Genomic DNA, 21,847 nt, shown 5'->3' on the forward strand with positions numbered 1-21,847 from the left:
CTCCGTAACTGCTAGCCGACGACGACCCTGGCGGGGGCGCCGGCGACGGGGGCGATTTCGACGTTGGTGATCTGTAGCGGACCGGCGACGCTGACGCGCAGTTCGTCGCCCTCCTGGGTGGCGGTGACCGTCGTGTCACCGTCGACGTCCCTGATGGTGGTGCCGCCCGTCCCGCCGCCGTAGGCGATGAGCGTGACGTCGGTGAACGGGCCGTCGCCGACCGTGTCGCGCACCTCGGTCACCGGGATGAGCGCGCCGCGCCGGACGAACAGCGGGATGCGCTCCAGCGGCTGGGTGACCGTGATGTACCGGCCGCCCTGGTGGGTCTCGTAGGTCCAGTAGTCGATCCACTCCCCCTCGGGCAGGTACACCTGGCGGGTGCCCTCGGGAGCGGTCATCGGGGCGACGAGCAGGTCGGGCCCGAGGAGGTACTCCAAATCGGCCTGCCAGGCCACCGGGTCGCCGGGGTGGTCGACGACCAGGGCCCGCATCATCGGGGCGCCGGTGCGCGCGGCCTCGACGGCCGCGGAGTAGATGTAGGGCATCAGCCGGTAGCGCAGCCTGATCGCCTCGACCGCCAGGTGCTCCACAGCCGGGAACTCCCACGGCTCGCGGCTGGTGGTGCCGTGGAAGCGCACCAGCGGCGACAGCGCGCCGAACTGCGCCCACCGGACGTACAGGTCGTCGGTGGGGGTGCCGGTGAAGCCGCCGGCGTCGTGGCTCCAGAACGGGATGCCGGACAGGCCGTGCGACAGCCCGCCGCGCAGGGTGCTGCCCATGGCGGGGTAGGAGGTGTAGGTGTCGCCGCCCCACTGCGCCGCGTGCCGCTGCCCGCCGAGGAACGACGAGCGCGCCCACACCATGCCGTGCCCGTTCACCTCTCGGGTGACCGCGGAGACGACGTCGTTGAACAGCAGCGCGTAGACGTTGTGCAGTTCGGTGCCGGTCATGCCGTTGGAGGCGACCGCGTCGGCCGGCACGCCCTCGGCGAAGTCGGTCTTGAACACCGCGACCCCCTGGCGCAGCAGGTCGCGCAGCAGGCCGGTGAACCACTGCACGGCCTCGGGGTTGGTGAGGTCGATGATGCCGCACGCCGGGAAGGAGCCGTGCCAGGAGTCGGCGACGTAGGCCTCGCCGTCCCGGTCCGTCAGGAGGTACCCCTTGGCGGAGCCCTCGGTGAAGGCCGGGCTGAGGTGGGACACGTACGGGTTCATCCACAGGCAGGTCTGAAAGCCCTGTTCGCGCAGGGTGGCGAGCATGCCGGCCGGGTCGGGGAAGGTCTCGGGGTCCCAGCGCAGGTCCGACCAGTGGCCCTCGGCCTGCCAGTAGCAGTCCAGGTGCAGCACGTCGCAGGGGATGCCCCGGTCGCGGATCTTCCTGGCCCGCTCCAGCACCCGCTCCTGGCTGTCCTTGAAGAAGCCCGAGGAGATCCAGGTGCCGAACGCCCACTTGGGCGGCAAGGCGGGCGCGCAGGTGAGCGCGTCGTACCGGGTCAGGACCTCCGGCACGGTGGGCCCGGCGATCAGGTAGTAGTCGATCAGGTCGTCCGGGACGACGATCTCGACGCAGCTGTGCGTGGCGCGGCACACGTCGAACTCCACCGGCATGCCGCTGTCCACCAGCAGGCCGTACCCGCGGCTGGAGATGAAGAAGGGGACGTTCTTGTACGAGCGGTCGGACTCGGCGCCGAAGGCGTCGAAGTTCCACATCAGCGGGCGCTGGCCGCGCTTGTCGAGCGGGGTGAACTTCTCGCCGAACCCGGCGAAGTGCTCGTCGGCCGCGGCGGTCAGGCTCTCCTGGTAGGCCACGGTCACGCCGTCGACCAGGGAGCGGCCGAAGGGCAGGGTGCGCAGCCGGCCGCTGATGTCCACGTGGCCGGGGTCCTGCTCGGTCAGCAGCCGGCCGTCGGCGGTGGTGAACCGGATGTGCCAGGGGTCCAGGGTGATCTCGGCGCGCACCGTTCCGGCGTGCACCACCACCCTGCCCTCGCCGGCCGTGACCCGCGCGCCGGCGAACCGTCCAGGGTGGACCATCTCGATGGCGCGCGCCGAGCGGGTGCGGGCCGCGGCGTCCTCGTCGAGCCGCACGCGGATGACGCCCTCGCCGGCCACGCTGACCTGGGCGACCAGCACCTCCTCCGCGGAGGTGGAGACCTTGAACGTGGCCGTGTCGCCGCCGGTGGCCATCACCTCGGCACGTACCAGCGCCGAGAGCCCCTGCTCGCCCCGGGCGCGCACCGGCAGCTCGGGGGGATCGGCGCTGAAGTACTCATGCGCGACCAGTGGGGGACGGTACGGCATCGCTGTACTCCTGGGCGATCCGGGGACGTCGAACGCGAATTAGTTTGCCGACTATACGAACAAACGTCAACGCCTCCGCCCCGCGCGTCCTGCCCGTTGACAGCACCGCGGAGGTCTCTTTAGTTTGAGCACCGTACGAATTACGCGCCTGCCCGCGCCCGGAGACCGGGGAGAGACCATCGACCGTCCGAGGGGCGTACGCGGGCTGTGCCGCGGCGGCGACCACAACCCCGAGCAGTGGTCCGAGGAGGTCTGGCACGAGGACATCGCCCTGATGCGCGAGGCCGGGGTCAACCTCGTCACCGCGTGTGGTCCCCGGCGTACCGCCAGGCATCGGTGCGCATCGCCCGGGCCCTCGCCGAACGCCTGGCCGGACTGCCCGCCGCCACCGCCGCGCCCGGGCTGGAGCCGGCGCGGCGACCCGGCGCCGGAGTGAGCCGGCTGTTCGCCCTCGACCACACCGGCGCCCAGCAGGAGGGTGGCCGCGACCGGGACCGACCTGATCTCGGGCACGGAGGTCGAGGGCGTCCTGCGGCCGGCCCCCGGCGGGTGCGCCGCGCCGAGCCCTAGTCACGGCGGACCCCCCGTGACCGCTTTGTCGTGGTCACCGCGGGCCCTCTTGACCTCACCCTCCCCGGCTTCGCCGCCATACTGGAGATCTTTACAATAGTCTTACGCCGACCTCTGTAGACATCTTCGATAACGAGAGAATCACGCCGGGGGGCTTGAGATGAGAAGGCTCGCGGCCGTGCCCGCGTCCGTCGCACGGCACAAGGTACGCGACATCCGTTCCGCGCACCGTCACACGCCCGTGCACGAGAGCGCGCCCATGCACGAGAGCAGGCCGGAGGCGGTCGTCGTCCACCTCCAGGCGTACACCGGCCGCAACGTGATCCGCTTCCCGCGCCCCGGAGGCGGCACACCGGCCGCCTGACCACGCCCGCACGGCGCGGCATCCGGTCGCGCCGCGGCCTCAGGGTCAGGTGCGCGCGGCGGCCCGGTCGAGCGCTTCACCGCTGAAGCTCTCGGGGTAGGGCGACCGGGCGAGGGCCTGCTCGCGGGTGAGCGTTCCCGCGGCCACGGCCCGGCACAGCTCGGCGACCTCGGCCAGTTCCGCCCGCTGCGCGGCGGTGAAAGCCGCGTCCACCGGCTCGCCGTGCCCAGGGACGACCGTGCGGGGCCCGAGGGCGAGCAGCCGGTCGAGCGCCGCCGGCCAAGCGAGGGGGAAGGCATCGCCGAACGACGGCGGCGCGCCCTGCTCGACGAGGTCACCGGCGAACAGCAGGGCGCTGTCGGGCACGTGGACGGCCAGGTCGTGACCGGTGTGGCCCGGCCCCGGATGGACCAGCCGCGCCACCCGGCCGCCGAGGTCGATCTCCGTGGCCGCCTCGGCCGCCCGGCCGGGCAGCACGACGCGCGCGGCGGTGAGCCGGGCCGCGGCTTCCTCGTCGCCCCGCTCGCGGTGGTACGCCGCCCATTCCGACCGCTGGGTCTCGGCCGTCGCGGCCAGGTCGGCCCGGCAGCCGGGATGCCCCCACACCGGGCACTCGCCGAAGGCGGCCGTACCGAAGCAGTGGTCGAAGTGGGCATGGGTGAGCACCACCGACCAGGGCAGGTCGGTCAGCTCGCGGATGGCGGCGGCATGCGCCGCGCCCTGCGCCTCGTCCGCACCGGTGTCGATCACCAGGCAGGCACGCTCGCCCACCACCAGGCCGAGGGTGAGGTCCAGCTCGGCGTGCCGCCGGGCGTAGGCCCGGTCTCCGACCTCGATCCACCGGGCCACCGGCCACCTCCCCCTGGGACGACCGCGCCAGTCTAACGAGCCCGCCGCCGGACCGGCCGCTCGCACGGCGGCCGCCACCCGTCGAATCGGCCATCGGCGACCTGATCAAGCAGTGCGCACGCCGGCCGGGCGGGGCACCCCGTCCCATCGGCAATCGACTCGCCCAGCCGCCCGGCAGGGGAACGGCCGCCGGCCGGGCCGGGCTGGGCCACGGGAACACCGAGTGCTCAGCTGCGCGGCCGCTGCCAGGAGCCGGCGAGGCGGCTCGCCGCTCGAACCGGTCAGAACCCTGGACCCGCCGGAGGGTGGCGGTCAGGGCAGGGGGTCGAGGAGGCGGTGCGGACGGCGCATCGCGACGCTGACCGCGTCCTCCCGGACGAACCGCACGCCGGGCCCGGGGCGCACCTCGACCTCCTGGGGCTCGGTGTGCCGGCCGCACGCCGTGCAGGCCCCGTTCATGTCGAGCGGCGCGTCGCACGGCAGGTGGAAGAACAGCCGCATCGGCTCGCCGTCGGCGGCGTACCGCTCGCCCCACTGCGACAGCGTGTACACCGGCGTCCACAGCGCGCGACCGGCCTCGGTGAGGACGTACTCGTCGCGCGGGGGCGCCTCCTGGTAGCGGTGCCGGGTGAGCAGCCCGGCCTCCACCAGCGCGTGCAGCCGCTGCGACAGCACCGCACGGGGGATGTCGAGATGGGCGAGGAAGTCGCCGTAGCGGCGGACCCCGTACAGGGCGTCGCGCATGACCAGCAGGGTCCAGCGCTCGCCCACCAGTTCCAGCGCGCGTGCCAGTGCGCACTGCTGCCCCTCGTAGTTCTTGCCCAGAGCCATGCCCCCACCTTAGTTCATTGAATGAACCTAGGCGTGCTAGTGTCGGTTCATTCATTGAACCGATGAAAGGCCCCCGCAGTGTCCACCATCGCTCCCGTCGTCGCTCCCCCGCGGCCCGCGAAGACTCGTACGACGCTCGCGGTGCTGTCCGCCGCCCCCCTGCTGACCCTGCTGAACTACACCGTCCCCGTGGTCACCGTCCCCCAGACCGCACGCGCCCTCGGCGCCGGGCCCACCGGCCCGGCCTGGATCATCAACGCCATCTCCCTCGGCCTGGCCGCGGTCCTGCTGGTGGCCGGCGCCGTCGCCGACGACCACGGCCGCAGGCGCACCCTCGTCCTGGGCACCGCCGTCCTCAGCGCCGGCGCCATCGTCGCCGGGTTCGCCCCCAGCACGCCGGTGTTCGTCCTGGCCCGCGTCGTCCAGGGCTTCGCGAGCGCCGCCGTGCTGGCCGCCAGCCTGGGCATGATCGGGCACGCCTTCCCCGCCGGCCCCGAACGGGTGCGGGCCACCGGCCTGTACGGCTCGATGATCGGCCTCGGCATCGCCGCCGGACCGCTGATCTCCGGAGCCCTGGCCACGGTGACGAGCTGGCGCGCCGTCTACTGGGCGGTCGCGGCGGTCGCCGCCGCACTGGCCGTGATCTCCCACCGGTCCCTGCCGGAGTCACGCGCGGACCGGCCGCGGCCGGTGGACGTCCCCGGAGTGGTCACGCTCAGCCTGGGCCTGGCCGCCCTGGTCGCCGGGGTGATCGAGGGCAGACTCGGCTGGAACCGGCCCCTGGTGCTCTGGGCCCTCGGCACCGGGGTCGTGCTGCTGGCCGTCTTCGCCGTCATCGAGCTCCGGCGGCGCGAGCCGCTGCTCGACCTGCGCCTGTTCACCCGGCCCCTGTTCCTGGTGGCCAACGCGGGCGCGCTCATCACCGGCTTCGCGCTGCTCGGCCTGATGACCTTCGTGCCCGCCCTGCTCCAGCTCAGCCACGGCCTGACCCCGCTGGGCACCGCCGCGGTCTCCACCATCTGGTCGGGGGCGTCGTTCGTCACCGCACTGCAGGCCCGCAGGGTGCTCCCGCACGCGCGGGCACGGCTCTCGGCCGGCCTCGCCCTGTCGGCGGTGGGCACACTGGCGCTGCTGGGCTTCACCACCGAATGGTCCTGGTGGAAGCTGACCGTGGGGTTCGTGGTGTCGGGCATCGGCATGGGCCTGGTGAACGCCGCCCTCACCCACCTGGCGATCGAGAGCGTGCCCTCCCACCGGGCCGGCATGGGGTCGGGGGCCAATAACACCGCGCGGTACGTCGGCGCGTCGCTGGGCGTCGCGGTGGTCACCTCCGTCGTCGGAGTCTACGGGCCGGGCGACGGCGTGAACATCGCCATCGCCGGCAGCGCCGCCCTCGCCCTGCTCGCCGCGCTCATCGTCCCCTTCGTCCGCGGCCGCCACTGACCCCCGGCGCCCGGCGGACCGCGCAGGCCGCGACCACCGTCACGCCGGTCACCCGCGGTGGCCACGGGCCGGCGTGACCGCCATCACCGCGGCCGGACCGCTCGGCCCGCGCCGCCGCTGACATCGGCCCACGGCAAGGGGCCGGTCCGTCCCGGACCGGCCCCTTGCCCGCGTACGCCTCACCCCGTCCAGGTTCCCTCGTCGCCGCGCCTGCTCGCGCCGGCCGGCTCACCGGGTTCCGCGGTGTCGGCGGGCTCACGGACGGCGGGAACGCAGACGGTGAGCGCACCCGGCACGACGGAGACGTCGAGTTCGGTGGTCTGCTCCCGGTCACCGCCGTCCAGCTCGTACATCAGCGGCGCGCCGAAGCGCGCCGACACCTTCCTGGCCCGGGTGATCCGGACGAACGGCGACTCGTCCGACCGGCCGGCGGCCATCCGGCCGAGCACCCTGGCCCACTGGATCGGCCCCTGCGCGGTGGAGACGCCGACCTCCAGCCACCCGTCGTCAGGGCGTGCGTCGTCGAACGCCTCGATGCCACCGCTGATCGTGCCGATGTTGCCGAGCAGCAGGCAGCTCGCCTCGCCCTCGAACCACCGCGTGCCGTCGATCGTGACGGTCATCGGCACCAGCGGGCCGCCGAGATGCCGCGCGGCCGCGCCGATGTAGGCCAGCCGGCCGAGCCGCCCCTTGGCCTCCCGATCGGCGTCGGCGATCATGTCGGCCTCGAACCCGGCCCCTGCCATCACCGCGAAATGCTCGCCGTTGAGCATCCCGAGATCCAGCTTCCTCTGCTCGCCGTGGAAGCCGATGCGCACGGCCTCCTCCAGGTCGACGGGGACGCCCAGCGAGGTGGCGAACAGGTTGCCCGTGCCGGCCGGCAGGATCGCCATCGGCACCCCCGTACCGGCGAGCACGTCGGCGCAGCGCTGCACCATCCCGTCTCCGCCCCAGACGAACACCAGGTCGGCGCCCTGCTTCAGCGCCTTGCGCACCCGCTTGGGCGCCTTCTTGCTCTTGGGCACCTCGTACCAGAGCAGCTCTCCGACATCGTGCTCGGTGATCAGCACGCGAAGCCGGTCCAGCCCCGCGCCGAGCGTCTTCTTCCGATGAGCGATGACCGCAACCGTGGCAGACATGGCCATTCGACTACCCAGGAGAACGCCGTTATGCCTCGGCACGCGTGCGGGGGAGCCCGGACGTACCGAACTCCCCCGCACACCGGCCCCCACCGCGGGGGGCCGTGGCCGATCGTCAGCTGCAGCCGCTGGTGCTGCCGCAGCCCTCACAGACGTAGCAGCTGCCCGCGGGCCGCATCTTGGTGCCGCAGGTGAGGCACAGCGGCGCGTCCGCCGTACGGCCCTGGTGGCTCTCCAGCGCGGCCGTGCCGTTCACCCCGGAGGCCGGGGCGGCGGGGGCCGGGGCGGGCTTGTCCTCCGGGACCTGCTCGATGGGCGCCGACTGGGCGAGCGCCGCGGTGTCGATCTCCTGGACCGCCGCCGGGTCCTCCCCGCGGGCCTGGGCGGCGCGCTCGTCGGCCGAGAACACCCCGAGGGCCGCCCGCTCCTCGTACGGCAGGTGGTCCAGCGCCAGGCGGCGGAAGATGTAGTCGACCACCGAGGCCGCCATGCGCACGTCCGGGTCGTCGGTCAGGCCCGCCGGCTCGAACCGCATGTTGATGAACTTGCTGACGAAGGTGTCCAGCGGCACGCCGTGCTGCAGCCCGACCGAGATCGCCACCGAGAAGGCGTCCATCACGCCGGCCAGCGTGGAGCCCTGCTTGGACATCTTCAGGAAGACCTCGCCGAGCCCGTCGTCGGGGTAGGAGGAGGCCGTCATGTACCCCTTGGCGCCGCCCACCGTGAAGCGGGTGGTCGTGCTCGGCCGCTGGTTCGGCAGCCGGCGGCGCTTGGGCCGGGGCACCTCGATGACCTGCACGACCGGCTCGGCGGCCTTCTCCTCGGCCTTCTTGGCGATCGAGAGCGGCTGGCCGACCTTGCAGTTGTCCCGGTAGACCGCGAGCGCCTTCAGGCCGAGCTTCCAGCCCTCCAGGTACACCTGCTCGATGTCCTCGATGGTGGCCGACTCGGGCAGGTTCACGGTCTTGGAGATCGCGCCCGACAGGAACGGCTGGGTGGCGGCCATCATGCGGACGTGGCCCATCGGAGCGATGGCCCGCTCGCCCATGGCGCAGTCGAACACCTCGTAGTGCTCGGCGCGCAGCCCGGGGGCGTCCATGACGTGGCCGTGCTCGGCGATGTACTCGACGATGGCCTCGGCCTGCTCGGGCTGGTAGCCGAGCTGCTTGAGCGCGCGCGGGACGGTCTGGTTGACGATCTGCATCGACCCGCCGCCGACGAGCTTCTTGAACTTCACCAGCGCCAGGTCCGGCTCGATGCCGGTGGTGTCGCAGTCCATCATCAGGCCGATGGTGCCGGTGGGGGCGAGCAGCGACGCCTGGGCGTTGCGGTAGCCGTTCTTCTCGCCGAGGCGCAGGCACTCCTGCCACTGCTTGGTCGCCTCGGCCAGGATCGGCCGGTCCAGCGGGTCGATGGCGCGCAGCGCGTCGTTGGCGGCGGCGTGCTTGCGCATGACCCGCTTGTGCGGCTCGGCGTTGCGCTGGTAACCGTCGTAGGGGCCGACGATCGCGGCCAGCTCGGCGCTGCGGCGGTAGGACACGCCGGTCATCAGGCTGGTGATGGCCGCGGCGACCGCCCGGCCGCCCTCGGAGTCGTAGGCGTGGCCGGTGGCCATCAGCAGGGCGCCGAGGTTGGCGTACCCGATGCCGAGCTGGCGGTAGGCCCGCGTGGTCTCGGCGATCTTCTGGGTCGGGAAGTCGGCGAAGGTGATCGAGATGTCCATCGCCGTGATGATCAGCTCGGTCAGCTTGACGAACCGGTCGATGTCGAAGGTGTCGTCCTCGCGCAGGAACTTCAGCAGGTTGATGCTGGCCAGGTTGCAGGAGGAGTTGTCCAGGTGGACGTACTCCGAACAGGGGTTGGACGCGGTGATGCGGCCGGTCTCCGGGCAGGTGTGCCAGTCGTTGATGGTGTCGTCGTACTGCACACCCGGGTCGGCGCACTCCCAGGCGGCCTTGGCCATCTTGCGGAACAGCCCCTTGGCGTCGACCTCCTCGATCACCTCGCCGCTGAGCCGGGCCCGCAGCCCGAAGCCGCCGCCGCTCTCGACGGCGCGCATGAACTCGTCGGAGACCCGGACGGAGTTGTTGGCGTTCTGGTACTGGACCGAGACGATGTCCTTGCCGCCGAGGTCCATGTCGAAGCCGGCGTCCCGCAGCGCGCGGATCTTGTCCTCCTCGCGCGCCTTGGTCTCGATGAACTCCTCGATGTCGGGGTGGTCGACGTCCAGCACGACCATCTTCGCCGCCCGGCGGGTCGCGCCGCCCGACTTGATCGTCCCGGCGGAGGCGTCGGCGCCGCGCATGAACGACACCGGGCCGCTGGCGGTGCCACCGCTGGACAGCAGCTCCTTGCTGGAGCGGATGCGGGAGAGGTTGACCCCCGAGCCGGACCCGCCCTTGAAGATCACACCCTCTTCCTTGTACCACTCCAGAATCGACTCCATCTCGTCGTCGACCGACAGGATGAAGCAGGCCGAGACCTGCTGAGGAGAGGCGGTGCCGACGTTGAACCAGACGGGGGAGTTGAAGCTGAACACCTGGTGGATCAGCGCGTGCTTCAGCTCGTGGTCGAAGATCTCGGCGTCCTCGTCGGTGGCGAAGTAGCCGTTCTCCCGGCCGGTGCGGGTGTAGACCCCGACGACCCGGTCGACGAGCTGCTTGAGGCCGGTCTCGCGCTGGGGGGTGCCGACGGCGCCGCGGAAGTACTTCGTGGTGACGATGTTGGCCGCGTTGACCGACCAGAACTCGGGGAACTCCACGCCGCGCTGCTCGAAGTTGACCGAGCCGTCCCGCCAGTTGGTCATCACGACGTCACGGCGCTCCCAGCGGACCTGGTCGTACGGGTGCACGCCGGGCGTGGTGTAGACCCGCTTGATCTTCAGACCCTTGGGGGAACGCTTGCCCCCGCGTCCCACTGAGCCGCTCACCGTCTCCGTCATGATCTCCCCCTTCCGGGGCTCCCAAGGAGCCCACGTGTCGGAAAACACATCGTCGCGCCGCTGGCATCCCCCGGCGCAAGGGCAACATCTGTTCGTCCGGCCGATCGCCCGCAGCCCTGGCGGGCCACCGTGTGCCCGGCCGGCCCGGGCGGGCCTTTCAGCCTTCTCTGGCGGCGCGGGCCGACCTGAGCTGCTGGATCTCCTCTTCGAAGTCGGCGAGCGTCTCGAAGCCGCGGTAGACCGAGGCGAAACGCAGGTAGGCCACCTCGTCCAGCTCGCGCAGCGGCCCGAGGATCGCGAGCCCCACCTGATGGGCGGGGATCTCGGCCGAGCCGGTGGCCCGGATGCTCTCCTCGACGCGCTGGCCGAGCTGGGCCAGAGAGTCCTCGCTCACGGGCCTTCCCTGGCAGGCGCGGCGCACTCCGGCGATCACCTTGTCCCGCGAGAAGGGCTCGGTCACGCCGCTGCGCTTGCTCACCATCAGTAACACGGTCTCCTGCGTGGTGAACCGGCGCCCGCATTCGGGGCAGGTGCGCCGCCGCCGGATGGCCGCGCCGTCCTCGGTGGAGCGGCTGTCGATGACCCTCGTGTCCGGATGACGACAGAATGGACAATGCATGGTGTCGCCTTCCTTTCTCACGGCTCCCACCGGTAACGCAGGCACCGCTCCCGGAACGCGGAAGCCCAGGGCGTTGACCCCGGTAAAAGCCGCCTTGTGTTTCCCCATTCACGCAAGCGCCGCGGAGCCCTTTCGGTGCTCATGCGAATAGGCTCGCGCACGCCCTGCGGCTGTCCGCAGTGCGTTGGCAGAAACACAACCTATGGTGAACCACATCGGTGTAACTACTAGATGTTGTGGTCTAACCGTAGGAGTGCCGCCCCATGAACGCAAGTCGGCCACGCCGTGCGCCCCGTCTCGGCGGCCCCACCTGCACCAACGGCGACACCCCGGCGTGTCGCGGGGGGCCGGAGCCGGGCCGGGTCGCAGCCGCCCATCGAACCCTTACCGCCTCACCGGCCCCAGGTCGCGGGTGTGATCGACTTCGATGCCGGGACGACATAAGATCGCGGAGTCGAACACGGTATCGATCGAACTCCCGTACGATGGCGTTCACCGGGTGGTTCACCGAATACACGACTCGAACATCTGTTTGATGACGATCTTGAACAGGGTTATTGTCGCTGTGTGCGACACGAGGAACACGGACCGGGAGCCGGCCGGGCGGGTTTGGCGGCGGAGGGCGTCCCAGAGGCGTCCGGCGAGGAGGACATCGTGAGCGAGCAGCAGGAGACCGGCACGGTCGTCAGCGATCTGGCGGTGCGCAGGCGTGACTCCCTTGGGCTCACCCCGCGGCAGCGCAAGATCCTCGAGGTGATCCGTGACTCGGTCCAGCAGCGCGGCTATCCGCCCTCCATGCGCGAGATCGGCGAGGCCGTCCAGCTCACCAGCACCTCCAGTGTGTCGCACCAGTTGACCGCCCTGCAGCGCAAGGGCTACCTCCGCCGTGATCCGCACCGTCCCCGCGCTCTGGAGGTCCGCCTGCCCGGCGAGCCCGTGCTGTGGGTGGACCCGGTCGGCCCCGGCGGAGAGGAGCCCCTGGTGAGCCGCCCGACGGCCGCGTTCGTCCCGCTGGTCGGCCGCATCGCCGCCGGTGGCCCGATCCTGGCCGAGGAGCGGGTGGAGGACGTCTTCGCCCTGCCCAAGCAGCTCGTGGGCGAGGGCACGCTGTTCCTGCTCCAGGTGGCCGGTGACTCGATGATCGACGCGGCGATCGCCGACGGCGACTGGGTGGTCGTGCGCCAGCAGCCCGTGGCCGACAACGGCGACATCGTCGCCGCCATGATCGACGGCGAGGCCACCGTGAAGACCTTCAAGCGCAAGGACGACCACGTCTGGCTGGTGCCGCACAACGCCGGTTACGACCCGATCCCCGGCGACGACGCGACCGTCCTCGGCAAGGTCGTGGCGGTCCTGCGCAAGCTCTGACCGGCCCTCCTGACCGGCCCTGCCCGCACATCCCCGCTTACGCCCGGGTGCCCACCACATCGGTGAGCCCCGGGCGTCCTGCGTGCCGCCGCTCTCGCGCGGGGCGGCTCAGGGGACGATGTTGACCAGCTTGGGCGCCCGCACGATGACCTTGCGCGGGGCGCCGTCGAGATAGGCCCGCACCTTCTCCGAGGCCAGCGCCAGCTCCTCCAGCTCGGCGCCCGAGATCGTCGGCGCGACCTCCAGGCGGTCCCTGACCTTGCCCGCCACCTGTACGACGCAGGTGACCGACTCCTGCACCAGCAGAGCGGGGTCGGCGACCGGCCAGCCGGCATGCGTGATGGTCGATCCGTGGCCGAGCCGCTCCCAGCCCTCCTCGGCGACGTACGGCGTGACCAGCGACAGCAGCACGGCCAGCGCCTCCGCGGCCTCGCGCACCGCCGGGTCGGCCGCGCCGGGGCCGGTGTCGATCGCGCGGCGCGCCGCCGTGGTCAGCTCCATCATCCGGGCGATCGCCACGTTGAAGCGGTAGGACTCGATCAGCCGGGTCACCTCGTCGATGGTGCGGTGGGTGACCTTGCGCAGCTCCAGGTCGCCGGTGGTGGCGTCCACTCCCGGGGCCGAGGCCGCGCCGGCCTCCGCCATGACGCGGAACGCCCGGGCCAGGAACTTCTGCGAGGCGCCCGGCGAGACGTCCGCCCAGTCGATGTCGTCCTCGGGCGGGCCGGCGAACAGCATCGTCAGGCGGACGGCGTCGACGCCGTAGGTGTCGATCTGCTCACCCAGGTCGACGCCGTTGCCCAGCGACTTGGACATGCCGCGGCCCTGGTTGATCACCTCGCCCTGGTTCAGCAGGCGCACGAACGGCTCGGTGAAGTCGACCATGCCCATGTCGTGCAGCACCTTGGTGAAGAACCGGGAGTACATCAGGTGCAGCACGGCGTGCTCGGAGCCGCCGACGTACTGGTCGATCGGCCCCCAGCGCCGGACCTGCTCGACGTCGAACGGCCCGTCCTCGTAGCCCGGCGAGCAGTAACGCAGGTAGTACCAGGAGGAGTCGACGAAGGTGTCCATGGTGTCGGTGTCACGCCGCGCGGGCCCGCCGCACTTGGGACAGTCGACGTTGACCCACTCAGTGGCGCTCGCCAGCGGCGAGACCCCCTTGGGGGCCAGCGCCTCGCCGCGCAGGTCGGGCAGGGCGACCGGCAGCTGATCGTCCGGGACGGGCACCTCGCCGCAGTCGGGGCAGTGGATGATCGGGATCGGCGTGCCCCAGAACCGCTGGCGGGACAGCAGCCAGTCGCGCAGGCGGTAGTTCACCGCCGCGTCGCCGGTGCCGCGCTCGCGCAGGATCTCGACGATGCGGGTGATCGCCTCGGTCTTGGACAGCCCGTCCAGCGGCCCGGAGTTGACCAGCGCCCCCTCGCCCGGGGTGGCGACGCCGCTCTCGGCGGGGTCGGGCAGCCCGGTCTCGACCACGATGCGCACGGGCAGGGAGAACTTCAGTGCGAAGTCGAGGTCGCGCTGGTCGTGCGCGGGCACCGCCATGATGGCGCCGTGGCCGTAGCCGGACAGCACGTAGTCGGCCGCCCACACCGGCAGCCGCTCCCCGTTGACCGGGTTGACGGCGTAGCGGCCCAGAAAGACGCCGGTCTTCTCCTTGTCGGTGGCCAGCCGCTCGATGTCGCTCAGCTTGGCGACCTGGGCGCGGTACGCCTCCAGCTCGGCCAGCCGGTCGGGAGCGCACAGCTCCTCGGCCAGCGGGGCGTCGGCGGCGACCACGAAGAACGTCGCGCCGTACAGGGTGTCGGGGCGGGTGGTGTAGACGGTGACCGGCTCGTCGCGGCCCTCGATCTGGAACCGGACGTCGGCGCCCTCGGACCGGCCGATCCAGTTGCGCTGCATGGTCAGGATGCGCTCGGGCCAGCCGCCGAGCTGGTCCATGTCCTCCAGCAGCCGGTCGGCGTAGTCAGTGATCTTGAAGTACCACTGGGTCAGCTCGCGGCGCACGACCTCGGCGCCGCAGCGCTCGCAGTGCCCGTTCACGACCTGCTCGTTGGCCAGCACCGTCTGGTCCTGCGGGCACCAGTTGACCAGGCCGCCCTTGCGGTAGGCCAGGCCGCGCTCGAAGAAGCGGTTGAACAGCCACTGGTTCCAGCGGTAGTACTCGGGGTCGCTGGTGTGCAGGCGCCGCGACCAGTCGAAGGAGATGCCGTACCGCCGGAACGAGGTCGCCTGGGTCTCGATGTTGGCGTAGGTCCACTCGGCGGGGTGGGCGTTGCGCTTGATCGCGGCGTTCTCGGCGGGCAGGCCGAAGGAGTCCCATCCGATGGGGTGCAGGACGTTGTACCCGCGCTGGAACCAGTAGCGGGCGATGACGTCGGCGATCGCGAAGACCTCGCCGTGGCCCATGTGGAGGTCACCCGAGGGGTAGGGGAACATGTCGAGCAGGTACCGGCGGGGCCGCTCGTCGCCCGCGTCCTCACCGGCCCGGTAGGGGTCCAGGGTCTCCCAGCGGGCCTGCCACTTCACCTGCAGCGCCTGCGGATCGTACTGCTCGTCACTCACGGCCATGTCCCTCGGTTGACTCAGCGCGGATGCTTGACCAATAAAGAAACCCCCCGTGGGCACGAGGGGCAGCCGCATCGACCGGTGTCTCAGCTCGGTCGACGCGGCCCGCTAAGAAGCAGGGTCCTGCCACGCATAGACCAAGGGTAGCGCAGCGGGCAATCGGTCTTCATGGCCTTCGGGTCGCACCCCTGATAACCCCGCGAAAACGGGTAGCCGCCCACCTCATGGTGATAGATCCGTTGTGACCTCATATGTCCCTTTAGTTTACTCTTTTCGCGTGGCGAACTCCTATGACCCCGCGCCCGGCCGGAATGCAGTGGAAGAGGGCCTGCCGATGCAGGACCCTCCGACCGACCCCACCGGCCTGCAGTTCCGGGGGGCATTCTCGGATTCTCCTGCGGAGCCCCCCGCTTCGCATGAGATCATGCCGAGCACCCCCAATCCGGGCATGATGTCGGGAGGTTCGCCAGCGATGGCCCCTGAGCACACCAGCCGGTCCGCGCCTTCCCCGGCGTGGCCGGAGATGCCACCGCCTCCCCCGCCTCCGCCACCCTCGGTGTTCGACCCGTCACCGCACGCCTCCCGGAGCGGTGCGGACCCGCGCCCCGCCGCAGAGCCCTTCCAGCACTACGGCTCCCCCGCCGGGGACGCTCCCACCCAGACGGCCTTCCCGCCTCCGCCCCCGCTCGCAGATCCGCCGTTCGCCCCCGAGCGTTACATCCAGCAGCCGAGCGGACCGCAGCAGTACACCCCGGCCGGAACGGGTCCCCAGCAGTACACCCCGCAGTCCTCCGGCCCGCAGCAGTACACCCCGGCCGGCACCGGCCCGCAGCGGTACACGCAGCCGGGCACCGGCCCGCAGCAGTACACCCCGGCGCCGACCGGGCCGCAGTACTCCCCCGCGGCGACCGGGCCGCAGCCACCGGCCGGCGCGGCGGCCGCCGCAGCCCAGGGGTACGCGCCCGCCCCCACCGGCGAGCAGGCGTACACGCCCACGCCGAGCGGTCCGCAGCGGTACACCCCGGCCCCGACCGGCCCGCAGAACCCGGCCGGCCCGCAGGACCCCGCGCAGGCCTACGCCCCCGCGCCCACCGGCCCGCAGCAGGCCCCGGGCGGGGCGTACGTGCCGGCGGGCACCGAGACCACGATGCGCGTGCCCGCCCCGGGTGCTCCTCCGGCCGCGCCGGGCACGGCCGAGCCGCGCGGACGCCGGCACGCCCCGCCGCCCGGCGACCCTGAGAACCCCGACTACAAGCCCTTCGTCACCGCGGGGCAGATCAGCGGGCCCAAGACCCCGCCACCGGAGCGGCAGCAGGAGCTGTGGAACACCGTCTTCGGGGAGAACTACGAGGCGATCGGCGAGGAGTCCGAGGACGACACCGGCGGCGGCCGGCGGGTCTGGCTGCTGGCGCTGGTCGCCTCGGTCGTGGTGGCGCTCGTCGCGGCGCTGCTGTGGGCCTTCCTGGTCGGGCCGCTCAGCTCGTCGGAGACCTCCGCCTCTCCCGAGGACGCCGCACCCACGAGCTCGGCGAAGGCGCCGGCCTCCGGCAAGGGCGGCACCGGCACCACCAAGCCGCAGTCCATCGGACGGCTGCCGAAGTACCGCGGCACGGCGTCGCCGCGGGCCGGCATCGTCACCGACAGCGCCGCCGGGGTGAGCATCGTGCGACTGGGCGGGCCCTGGCGGCTGGACCCGCGCGCCCAGCAGGTCCGCCAGACCTACGGCTTCGCCACCCGGCAGTACGTCGCCGCGGGCACCGACGCCGCGGGCGAGCAGCAGTTCGCGCAGGTCATGACCGGACCGCTGGCCCAGGGCCTGGCCTCGAAGTACTCCGCGGACAAGCCGGACGACCTCGCACCGGTGATCAGCGCGGTGGCGTTCTCCGCGCGCAACAAGCTCTTCCCCGCGGGCAACAAAGTGATCAAGACCGCCGAGCAGCGCGTGGTCGCCGGCGGGCATCCCGCCCGCCTGGCCGCCTACCAGGTCACCGCGGGCGAGAACAAGACGACGCTGGTGGTGGCCGCGGTGAGCACCGGCGGCGAGCTGCCGGCGATCGTCTACATGTCGGTGCCGGACGGCAAGAAGGACCTGCTGCCCGACGTGAACACGGTGTTCTCCTCGATCAGGCCGACGACCCCCGCCTCCTGAATCCGGAGGCGGGGCGCCTGCCCGCTGATCACGGGACCTGCGAGGTGGCGGCTAGAAGTCGCAGGGCAGGTGCTTGACCCCGTTGATGAAGCTGGAGAACAGCCATTCGGGCCGGTCGGCCGTGATCTGCGGCACCCGTGCCAGCAGCTCGCGGAACATCAGGGTGATCTCGCGCCGGGCGAGGTGCGCACCGAGGCAGAAGTGCGGGCCGGGGCCGCCGAAGCCGACGTGCGGGTTGGGGTCGCGGGTGATGTCGAACCGGTAGGGGTCGGGGAACACGGCGCGGTCGCGGTTGGCCGACCAGTAGTACAGGACCGCCTTCTCACCCTCGCGGTACACCGTGCCGTTCACCTCGACGTCGCGGGTGACCTTGCGCCGCATGTAGTTGACCGGCGCGGCGAGCCGGACGATCTCCTCGACCGCCTTGGGGGCGTGGCCGTCGATGTCGGTCAGCCAGCGGGCCTTCTCCCCGGGGTTGCGGGTGAGCAGCAGCAGGCCCTGCGAGATGGCGTTGCGGGTGGTCTCGTTGCCGGCGACCACCAGCAGGATGAAGAACGAGCCGAACTCCTGCAGGGTGAGCCGCTCACCGTCGACGTTGGCGTTGACCAGTGACGAGGTGAGGTCGGTGGTGGGGTGCTCGGCGCGGTGGGCGGCGAGGTCCTGCACCAGCTGCTGCAGTTCGGCGCCGGCAGTGAGCAGGGCGGTCAGAATCGCGTCCTGGTCGGCCTCCGGCACGTACTCGGGGTCGGTGGAGCCGAGGATGACGTTGGACCGGTCGAAGACGAAGGTGTAGTCCTTCTCCGGGATGCCCATCATGTCGCAGATGATCTTCAAGGGCAGGCGGGCTGCCACCTCGGTGACGAAGTCGCACCCGGGGCCCTTCTCCAGCAGGTCGTCCACGATGCTCGTGGCGGCGGTCCGCACGTCGTCCTCGAACTTCTGGATCATCTTGGGGGTGAAGGCGCGCGAGACGATGCGCCGCAGCCGCGCGTGCCGCGGGTCGTCCATGTTGATCATCGAGCCGAAGTACTCGGCGAACTCGGCGGGCATGTCGACGATGTTGGTCGCGCCGCCGCCCTCGGAGGAGAACACCGCGGGGTTGCGGCTGATCTCCAGGATGTCGGCGTGCCGGACGACGGCGTGGTACCCCGGGCCCCTCGGCACGAACGTCTGCGCGGGTTCGGCGAAGAACACCGGCGCGTCACGCTCGCGCAGCAGCTCGAAGGCGTGCTCCCGCTCGGCCATCGGCCGGGCCCAGAAGTCCAGGTCGGACAGGTCGATCTGGTCGTAGGAGGTGATGGGCCTGCGCTCTGGGGGCGTTTCCACGGTCATCTTTCCATGATTGAGAAAAGTGCTCACTTACGTCAAACTTCTGGGACGGAAAGCGGAGGAAGCGTCACGAGGCGCGGATGAGGTCGGCCGCCCGCTCGGCGATCATCACGGTGGGCGCGTGGGTGTGCCCCCGGTTGAGCATCGGCATGACCGAGGCGTCCACCACGCGCAGCCCCGGTACGCCGGCGACGCGCAGGCAAGGGTCCACCACCGCGTCCTCTCCGGTGCCCATCTTGCAGGTGCCCACCGGGTGGTAGAGCGTCTCGGCCCGCTCCCGCGCGTACCTGGCGAGCTCCTCGTCGGTCTCCTCACCGCCGTAGGGCTTCATCGGCGCGCCCGCGTACGGCTTGAGCGCCGTGGTGGCGAACGCCTCCTTGGCCCTGCGCAGCCCGGCCACCATCCGGCGGACGTCGGCCGGCGCGGTCAGGTAGCGGGGGTCGATCACCACGTCCCGGCCGTCCAGGGTGATCCGCCCCCGGCTCTCCGGCTGCAGCAGGATGACCCCGATGGTGATCCCGTGCCCGGCGGGCGGGGTGAGCCCGTGGTCGGCGAACGGGGTGGGAGCGAAGATCAGCTCGATGTCCGGCGCGGGCTCCTCGGGGGCGGTGCGGATGAAGGCCACCGCCTCGCCGACGTTGGAGGACAGCAGGCCGTCGCGGCGCAGCAGGTAGCGGACCAGATGGCCGGGCGTCTCGGCGCCCGCCAGGGTGACCGGCTCCGGGCACTCCAGCATGATCGCCGAGGCGAGGTGGTCCATGAGGTTGCGCCCCACCCCGGGCAGCTCGCGACGGGGCTCCACCCCGGCGGCGCGCAGCACGTCCGGGTCGCCGATGCCCGAGAGCATGAGCACCTGCGGCGAGCCGATCGCCCCCGCCGACAGGATCACCTCCTTGTCCGCACTCACCCGCAGGCCGTCGCCGTACTCGACCCCGGTGGCCCGGCCGTCCTCGTCCAGCAGCACCCGGTGGACCTGCGCGGCGGTCAGCACGGTGAGGTTGCGGCGGCGCATCGCCGGCCGCAGATAGGCGTCCGCGCAGCTCCACCTGCGCCCGCGCCGCTGGGTGACCGGCGTCGGCGCGAAGCCCTCGTTGGAGGGCCCGTTCAGCTCCGCGAGCCGGGTCAGCCCCAGCTCCTCGCAGGCGCGCAGGAACGCCTGGGTGGTCACGTTGGGCGAGCGCAGCTCCGAGATGTAGATCGGGCCCTCGGTGCCGTAGACGCCGCCCCGGTTGGAGCCGATCCGCCGCTCGCTGCGCCGGAAGTACGGCAGGACCTCCTCGTAGGACCAGCCCGGCAGGTTCCAGCCGTCGTAGTCGGCCCGGTGCCCGCGTACCCACATCTGCGCGTTGATCGACGAGGACCCGCCGAGGGTCTTCCCGCGCGGCCAGTACAGCCGCCGGCCGGCCATCGGCTCCTGGGCGGCGGTGGTGTAGTCCCAGTCGTAGCGGGTCTTGAACAGCTTGGCGAACGCCGCGGGCACCCGGATCTCCTGCTTGCGGTCCGCTCCGCCGGCCTCCAGCAGGAGCACCCGCACCGACGGGTCCGCCGAGAGCCGGTCGGCCAGGACACATCCGGCCGAACCCGCCCCGACGATGACGTAGTCGTACCGCATTGGTCTCCTCCGGTGACGAGAGTCGTTGCCATGTGATTACGCCGGTATCACGTCGGCGTCCACTCTCGTTACCGATTAGTAGCTAACGGGCCGGGGGAGGTGACAGGATGACGCCAGCCCGCGGCCGCCGCGCACTCGTGCCGCCACCGGTCCCACGGGCACCGGAACCACGAGGAGGCACCCCCATGCTGAACCTGTCGGTCGTCCTGGAGGACAGCGCGCGGGAGCGCCCGGACCACACGGCGGTGGTGTTCGGCGACCTGCGCATGTCGTACGCCCTGGTGAACACCCTGGCCGAGCAGGTCGCGGCCCTGCTGGCCTCCCGCGGCATCGGCAAGGGCGACAAGGTGGCGCTGGCGTGCCCCAACCTCCCGTACTTCCCGATCGTCTACTTCGGCATCCTCAAGGCCGGCGCCACCGTCGTGCCGCTGAACGTCCTGCTGCAGTCCCGCGAGATCGCCTACCACCTGCGCGACTCGCAGGCCAAGGCGCTGTTCTGCTTCGAGGGCACCCCCGAGCTGCCGCTCGGCCGGCGCGGCTACGAGGGCTTTGTGTCCGCACTGCCGGAGAACGGGCCGCACGCGGACGGGTTCTTCGTCCTGCCGGCCACCCCGCTCGGCACCGACTCGGGCATCGAGGGCGTCCCGACCCTCTGGACGGCGCTGCAGGACATGCCCGGCGGCTTCGAGACCGTGCGCACCGACCCCGACGACACCGCGGTGATCCTCTACACCAGCGGCACCACCGGGCAGCCCAAGGGCGCCGAGCTGAGCCACCAGAACATGCTGATGAACGCCATCGTCTGCGACGAGATGTTCCAGCGGACCGGTGAGGACGTCTTCCTGGCGGTGCTGCCGCTGTTCCACTCCTTCGGCCAGACGGTCGTGATGAACACCGGCCTCCGGCGCCGGGCGACGCTGGTGCTGATGCCGCGCTTCGAGCCGGCTCCGGCCCTCGATCTGATGCGCCAGGAGCGTGTGACGATGTTCGCCGGCGTGCCGACGATGTACTGGTCGATGCTGAGCGCGATCCACGCCGACGGCGAGCCGGTGCCCGACACGCTGGTCACGGCGGCCTCCGGGGGCGCGTCACTTCCCCTGGAGGTGCTCAAGGACTTCGAGAAGACCTTCGGGCTGCCGGTCCTTGAGGGGTACGGCCTGTCGGAGACCTCGCCGGTCGCCAGTTTCAACCAGCCGGGCCGGCCCACCAAGCCCGGCACGATCGGCACACCGGTGTGGGGCGTGGAGATGAAGCTGGTCGGGCCCGGGTGGGAGACCGTCGAGGGCGAGGGCCCGGGCGAGATCGCGATCCGCGGGCACAACATCATGAAGGGCTACCTCGGGCGGCCGGAGGCGACGGCCGAGGTGACCAAGGACGGCTGGTTCCGCACCGGTGACATCGCCACCCGGGACGCCGACGGCTACTACTCCATCATCGACCGCGCCAAGGACATGATCATTCGCGGCGGGTTCAACGTCTACCCGCGGGAGCTGGAAGAGGTGCTGATGACGCACGATGCGGTCTCGCTGGCCGCCGTCGTCGGCGTCCCGCACCACTCGCACGGCGAGGAGGTCAAGGCGTACGTGATCCTCAAGCCGGACGCGAAGCTCACCGAGGACGAGCTGGTCGAGTGGTGCAAGGAGAACATGGCGGCCTACAAGTACCCGCGGCTGGTCGAGTTCCGCGACGCGTTCCCGATGACCGCGAGCGGCAAGATCCTCAAGCGCGAGCTGCGCTGACCCGCCGGCCGCGCCCGTGCCGC

15 protein-coding genes and 1 pseudogene are annotated in these 21,847 nt (G+C 71.5%); 7 read left to right on the forward strand and 9 right to left on the reverse strand.

Going from position 1 to position 21,847, the window contains the following annotated elements; genetic code table 11:
• Window positions 1–11: 11 nt before the first annotated feature.
• Window positions 12–2,300 (reverse strand): TIM-barrel domain-containing protein, encoded by a 2,289-nt coding sequence (locus IEY93_RS23325; protein ID WP_189165245.1) that lies wholly within the window; start codon window positions 2,298–2,300, stop codon window positions 12–14.
• Window positions 2,301–2,424: 124 nt separating this feature from the next.
• Here IEY93_RS23325 and IEY93_RS38540 point away from each other — a divergent pair.
• The 3 genes and pseudogenes from IEY93_RS38540 to IEY93_RS23340 form a co-directional block, all read left to right on the forward strand.
• Window positions 2,425–2,565 (forward strand): annotated as a pseudogene (locus IEY93_RS38540) (hypothetical protein); the annotation flags it as partial.
• A gap of 41 nt (window positions 2,566–2,606) precedes the next feature.
• Window positions 2,607–2,870 carry a hypothetical protein gene (locus IEY93_RS23335; RefSeq protein ID WP_189165317.1) on the forward strand — a complete coding sequence of 88 codons (264 nt, stop codon included), beginning with the start codon at window positions 2,607–2,609 and terminating at the stop codon, window positions 2,868–2,870.
• 160 nt (window positions 2,871–3,030) lie between these two features.
• Window positions 3,031–3,234 carry a hypothetical protein gene (locus tag IEY93_RS23340; RefSeq protein WP_189165246.1) on the forward strand — a complete coding sequence of 68 codons (204 nt, stop codon included), beginning with the start codon at window positions 3,031–3,033 and terminating at the stop codon, window positions 3,232–3,234.
• A gap of 45 nt (window positions 3,235–3,279) precedes the next feature.
• Here IEY93_RS23340 and IEY93_RS23345 read toward each other — a convergent pair whose 3' ends face one another.
• Together IEY93_RS23345 and IEY93_RS23350 are read right to left on the reverse strand one after the other, a co-directional pair.
• On the reverse strand, window positions 3,280–4,083 hold the full coding sequence (locus tag IEY93_RS23345) for an MBL fold metallo-hydrolase (RefSeq protein WP_189165247.1): 804 nt from the start codon (window positions 4,081–4,083) through the stop codon (window positions 3,280–3,282).
• 312 nt (window positions 4,084–4,395) lie between these two features.
• Complete coding sequence (locus tag IEY93_RS23350) at window positions 4,396–4,914, reverse strand: winged helix-turn-helix transcriptional regulator (protein WP_189165248.1); 519 nt, start codon at window positions 4,912–4,914, stop codon at window positions 4,396–4,398.
• Window positions 4,915–4,992: 78 nt separating this feature from the next.
• On the opposite strand from IEY93_RS23350, the gene IEY93_RS23355 reads away from it, so the two are divergent.
• On the forward strand, window positions 4,993–6,357 hold the full coding sequence (locus IEY93_RS23355; protein ID WP_203968487.1) for an MFS transporter: 1,365 nt from the start codon (window positions 4,993–4,995) through the stop codon (window positions 6,355–6,357).
• 179 nt (window positions 6,358–6,536) lie between these two features.
• Here IEY93_RS23355 and IEY93_RS23360 read toward each other — a convergent pair whose 3' ends face one another.
• The 3 genes from IEY93_RS23360 to nrdR all read right to left on the reverse strand — a co-directional run bounded on the left by IEY93_RS23360 (window position 6,537) and on the right by nrdR (window position 11,056).
• Window positions 6,537–7,496 (reverse strand): diacylglycerol/lipid kinase family protein, encoded by a 960-nt coding sequence (locus IEY93_RS23360; protein WP_189165249.1) that lies wholly within the window; start codon window positions 7,494–7,496, stop codon window positions 6,537–6,539.
• Window positions 7,497–7,611: 115 nt separating this feature from the next.
• Window positions 7,612–10,437 (reverse strand): vitamin B12-dependent ribonucleotide reductase, encoded by a 2,826-nt coding sequence (locus tag IEY93_RS23365; RefSeq protein ID WP_189165250.1) that lies wholly within the window; start codon window positions 10,435–10,437, stop codon window positions 7,612–7,614.
• Window positions 10,438–10,594: 157 nt separating this feature from the next.
• The gene (gene nrdR, locus IEY93_RS23370) at window positions 10,595–11,056 is read right to left on the reverse strand and encodes a transcriptional regulator NrdR (RefSeq protein ID WP_189165251.1); all 462 of its coding nucleotides are present in this window, start codon (window positions 11,054–11,056) and stop codon (window positions 10,595–10,597) included.
• 693 nt (window positions 11,057–11,749) lie between these two features.
• Between nrdR and lexA the strand changes: the two genes are divergently transcribed.
• Window positions 11,750–12,424, forward strand: coding sequence for a transcriptional repressor LexA (gene lexA, locus IEY93_RS23375; protein WP_203968492.1), 675 nt, complete (start codon window positions 11,750–11,752; stop codon window positions 12,422–12,424).
• 108 nt (window positions 12,425–12,532) lie between these two features.
• Here lexA and leuS read toward each other — a convergent pair whose 3' ends face one another.
• Entirely contained in the window at window positions 12,533–14,998 is a 2,466-nt protein-coding gene (gene leuS / locus IEY93_RS23380) for a leucine--tRNA ligase (RefSeq protein WP_189165252.1), read from the reverse strand.
• 469 nt (window positions 14,999–15,467) lie between these two features.
• On the opposite strand from leuS, the gene IEY93_RS23385 reads away from it, so the two are divergent.
• Complete coding sequence (locus IEY93_RS23385; RefSeq protein WP_189165253.1) at window positions 15,468–17,144, forward strand: hypothetical protein; 1,677 nt, start codon at window positions 15,468–15,470, stop codon at window positions 17,142–17,144.
• A gap of 51 nt (window positions 17,145–17,195) precedes the next feature.
• On the opposite strand, the gene IEY93_RS23390 is transcribed toward IEY93_RS23385, so the two are convergent.
• Both IEY93_RS23390 and IEY93_RS23395 read right to left on the reverse strand, forming a co-directional pair.
• The gene (locus IEY93_RS23390) at window positions 17,196–18,476 is read right to left on the reverse strand and encodes a cytochrome P450 (RefSeq protein ID WP_189165254.1); all 1,281 of its coding nucleotides are present in this window, start codon (window positions 18,474–18,476) and stop codon (window positions 17,196–17,198) included.
• A 64-nt stretch (window positions 18,477–18,540) separates the two neighbouring features.
• On the reverse strand, window positions 18,541–20,085 hold the full coding sequence (locus tag IEY93_RS23395; protein ID WP_189165255.1) for a GMC family oxidoreductase: 1,545 nt from the start codon (window positions 20,083–20,085) through the stop codon (window positions 18,541–18,543).
• A 185-nt stretch (window positions 20,086–20,270) separates the two neighbouring features.
• Between IEY93_RS23395 and IEY93_RS23400 the strand changes: the two genes are divergently transcribed.
• Complete coding sequence (locus IEY93_RS23400) at window positions 20,271–21,824, forward strand: long-chain-fatty-acid--CoA ligase (RefSeq protein WP_189165256.1); 1,554 nt, start codon at window positions 20,271–20,273, stop codon at window positions 21,822–21,824.
• Window positions 21,825–21,847 lie beyond the last annotated feature (23 nt).

It is taken from the genome of Sphaerisporangium melleum, from assembly GCF_014646695.1.
Lineage (GTDB): Bacteria > Actinomycetota > Actinomycetes > Streptosporangiales > Streptosporangiaceae > Sphaerisporangium > Sphaerisporangium melleum.

What these genes read in the sequence shown, in the direction of transcription:
- nrdR (WP_189165251.1), bottom strand. Translation starts at nt 11,056, where the DNA reads ATGCATTGTCCATTCTGTCGTCATCCGGACACGAGGGTCATCGACAGC.
- IEY93_RS23395 (WP_189165255.1), bottom strand. Translation starts at nt 20,085, where the DNA reads ATGCGGTACGACTACGTCATCGTCGGGGCGGGTTCGGCCGGATGTGTC.
- leuS (WP_189165252.1), bottom strand. Translation starts at nt 14,998, where the DNA reads ATGGCCGTGAGTGACGAGCAGTACGATCCGCAGGCGCTGCAGGTGAAG.
- IEY93_RS23390 (WP_189165254.1), bottom strand. Translation starts at nt 18,476, where the DNA reads ATGACCGTGGAAACGCCCCCAGAGCGCAGGCCCATCACCTCCTACGAC.
- IEY93_RS23385 (WP_189165253.1), top strand. Translation starts at nt 15,468, where the DNA reads ATGGCCCCTGAGCACACCAGCCGGTCCGCGCCTTCCCCGGCGTGGCCG.
- IEY93_RS23400 (WP_189165256.1), top strand. Translation starts at nt 20,271, where the DNA reads ATGCTGAACCTGTCGGTCGTCCTGGAGGACAGCGCGCGGGAGCGCCCG.
- IEY93_RS23325 (WP_189165245.1), bottom strand. Translation starts at nt 2,300, where the DNA reads ATGCCGTACCGTCCCCCACTGGTCGCGCATGAGTACTTCAGCGCCGAT.
- IEY93_RS23340 (WP_189165246.1), top strand. Translation starts at nt 3,031, where the DNA reads ATGAGAAGGCTCGCGGCCGTGCCCGCGTCCGTCGCACGGCACAAGGTA.
- IEY93_RS23360 (WP_189165249.1), bottom strand. Translation starts at nt 7,496, where the DNA reads ATGTCTGCCACGGTTGCGGTCATCGCTCATCGGAAGAAGACGCTCGGC.
- IEY93_RS23350 (WP_189165248.1), bottom strand. Translation starts at nt 4,914, where the DNA reads ATGGCTCTGGGCAAGAACTACGAGGGGCAGCAGTGCGCACTGGCACGC.
- IEY93_RS23365 (WP_189165250.1), bottom strand. Translation starts at nt 10,437, where the DNA reads ATGACGGAGACGGTGAGCGGCTCAGTGGGACGCGGGGGCAAGCGTTCC.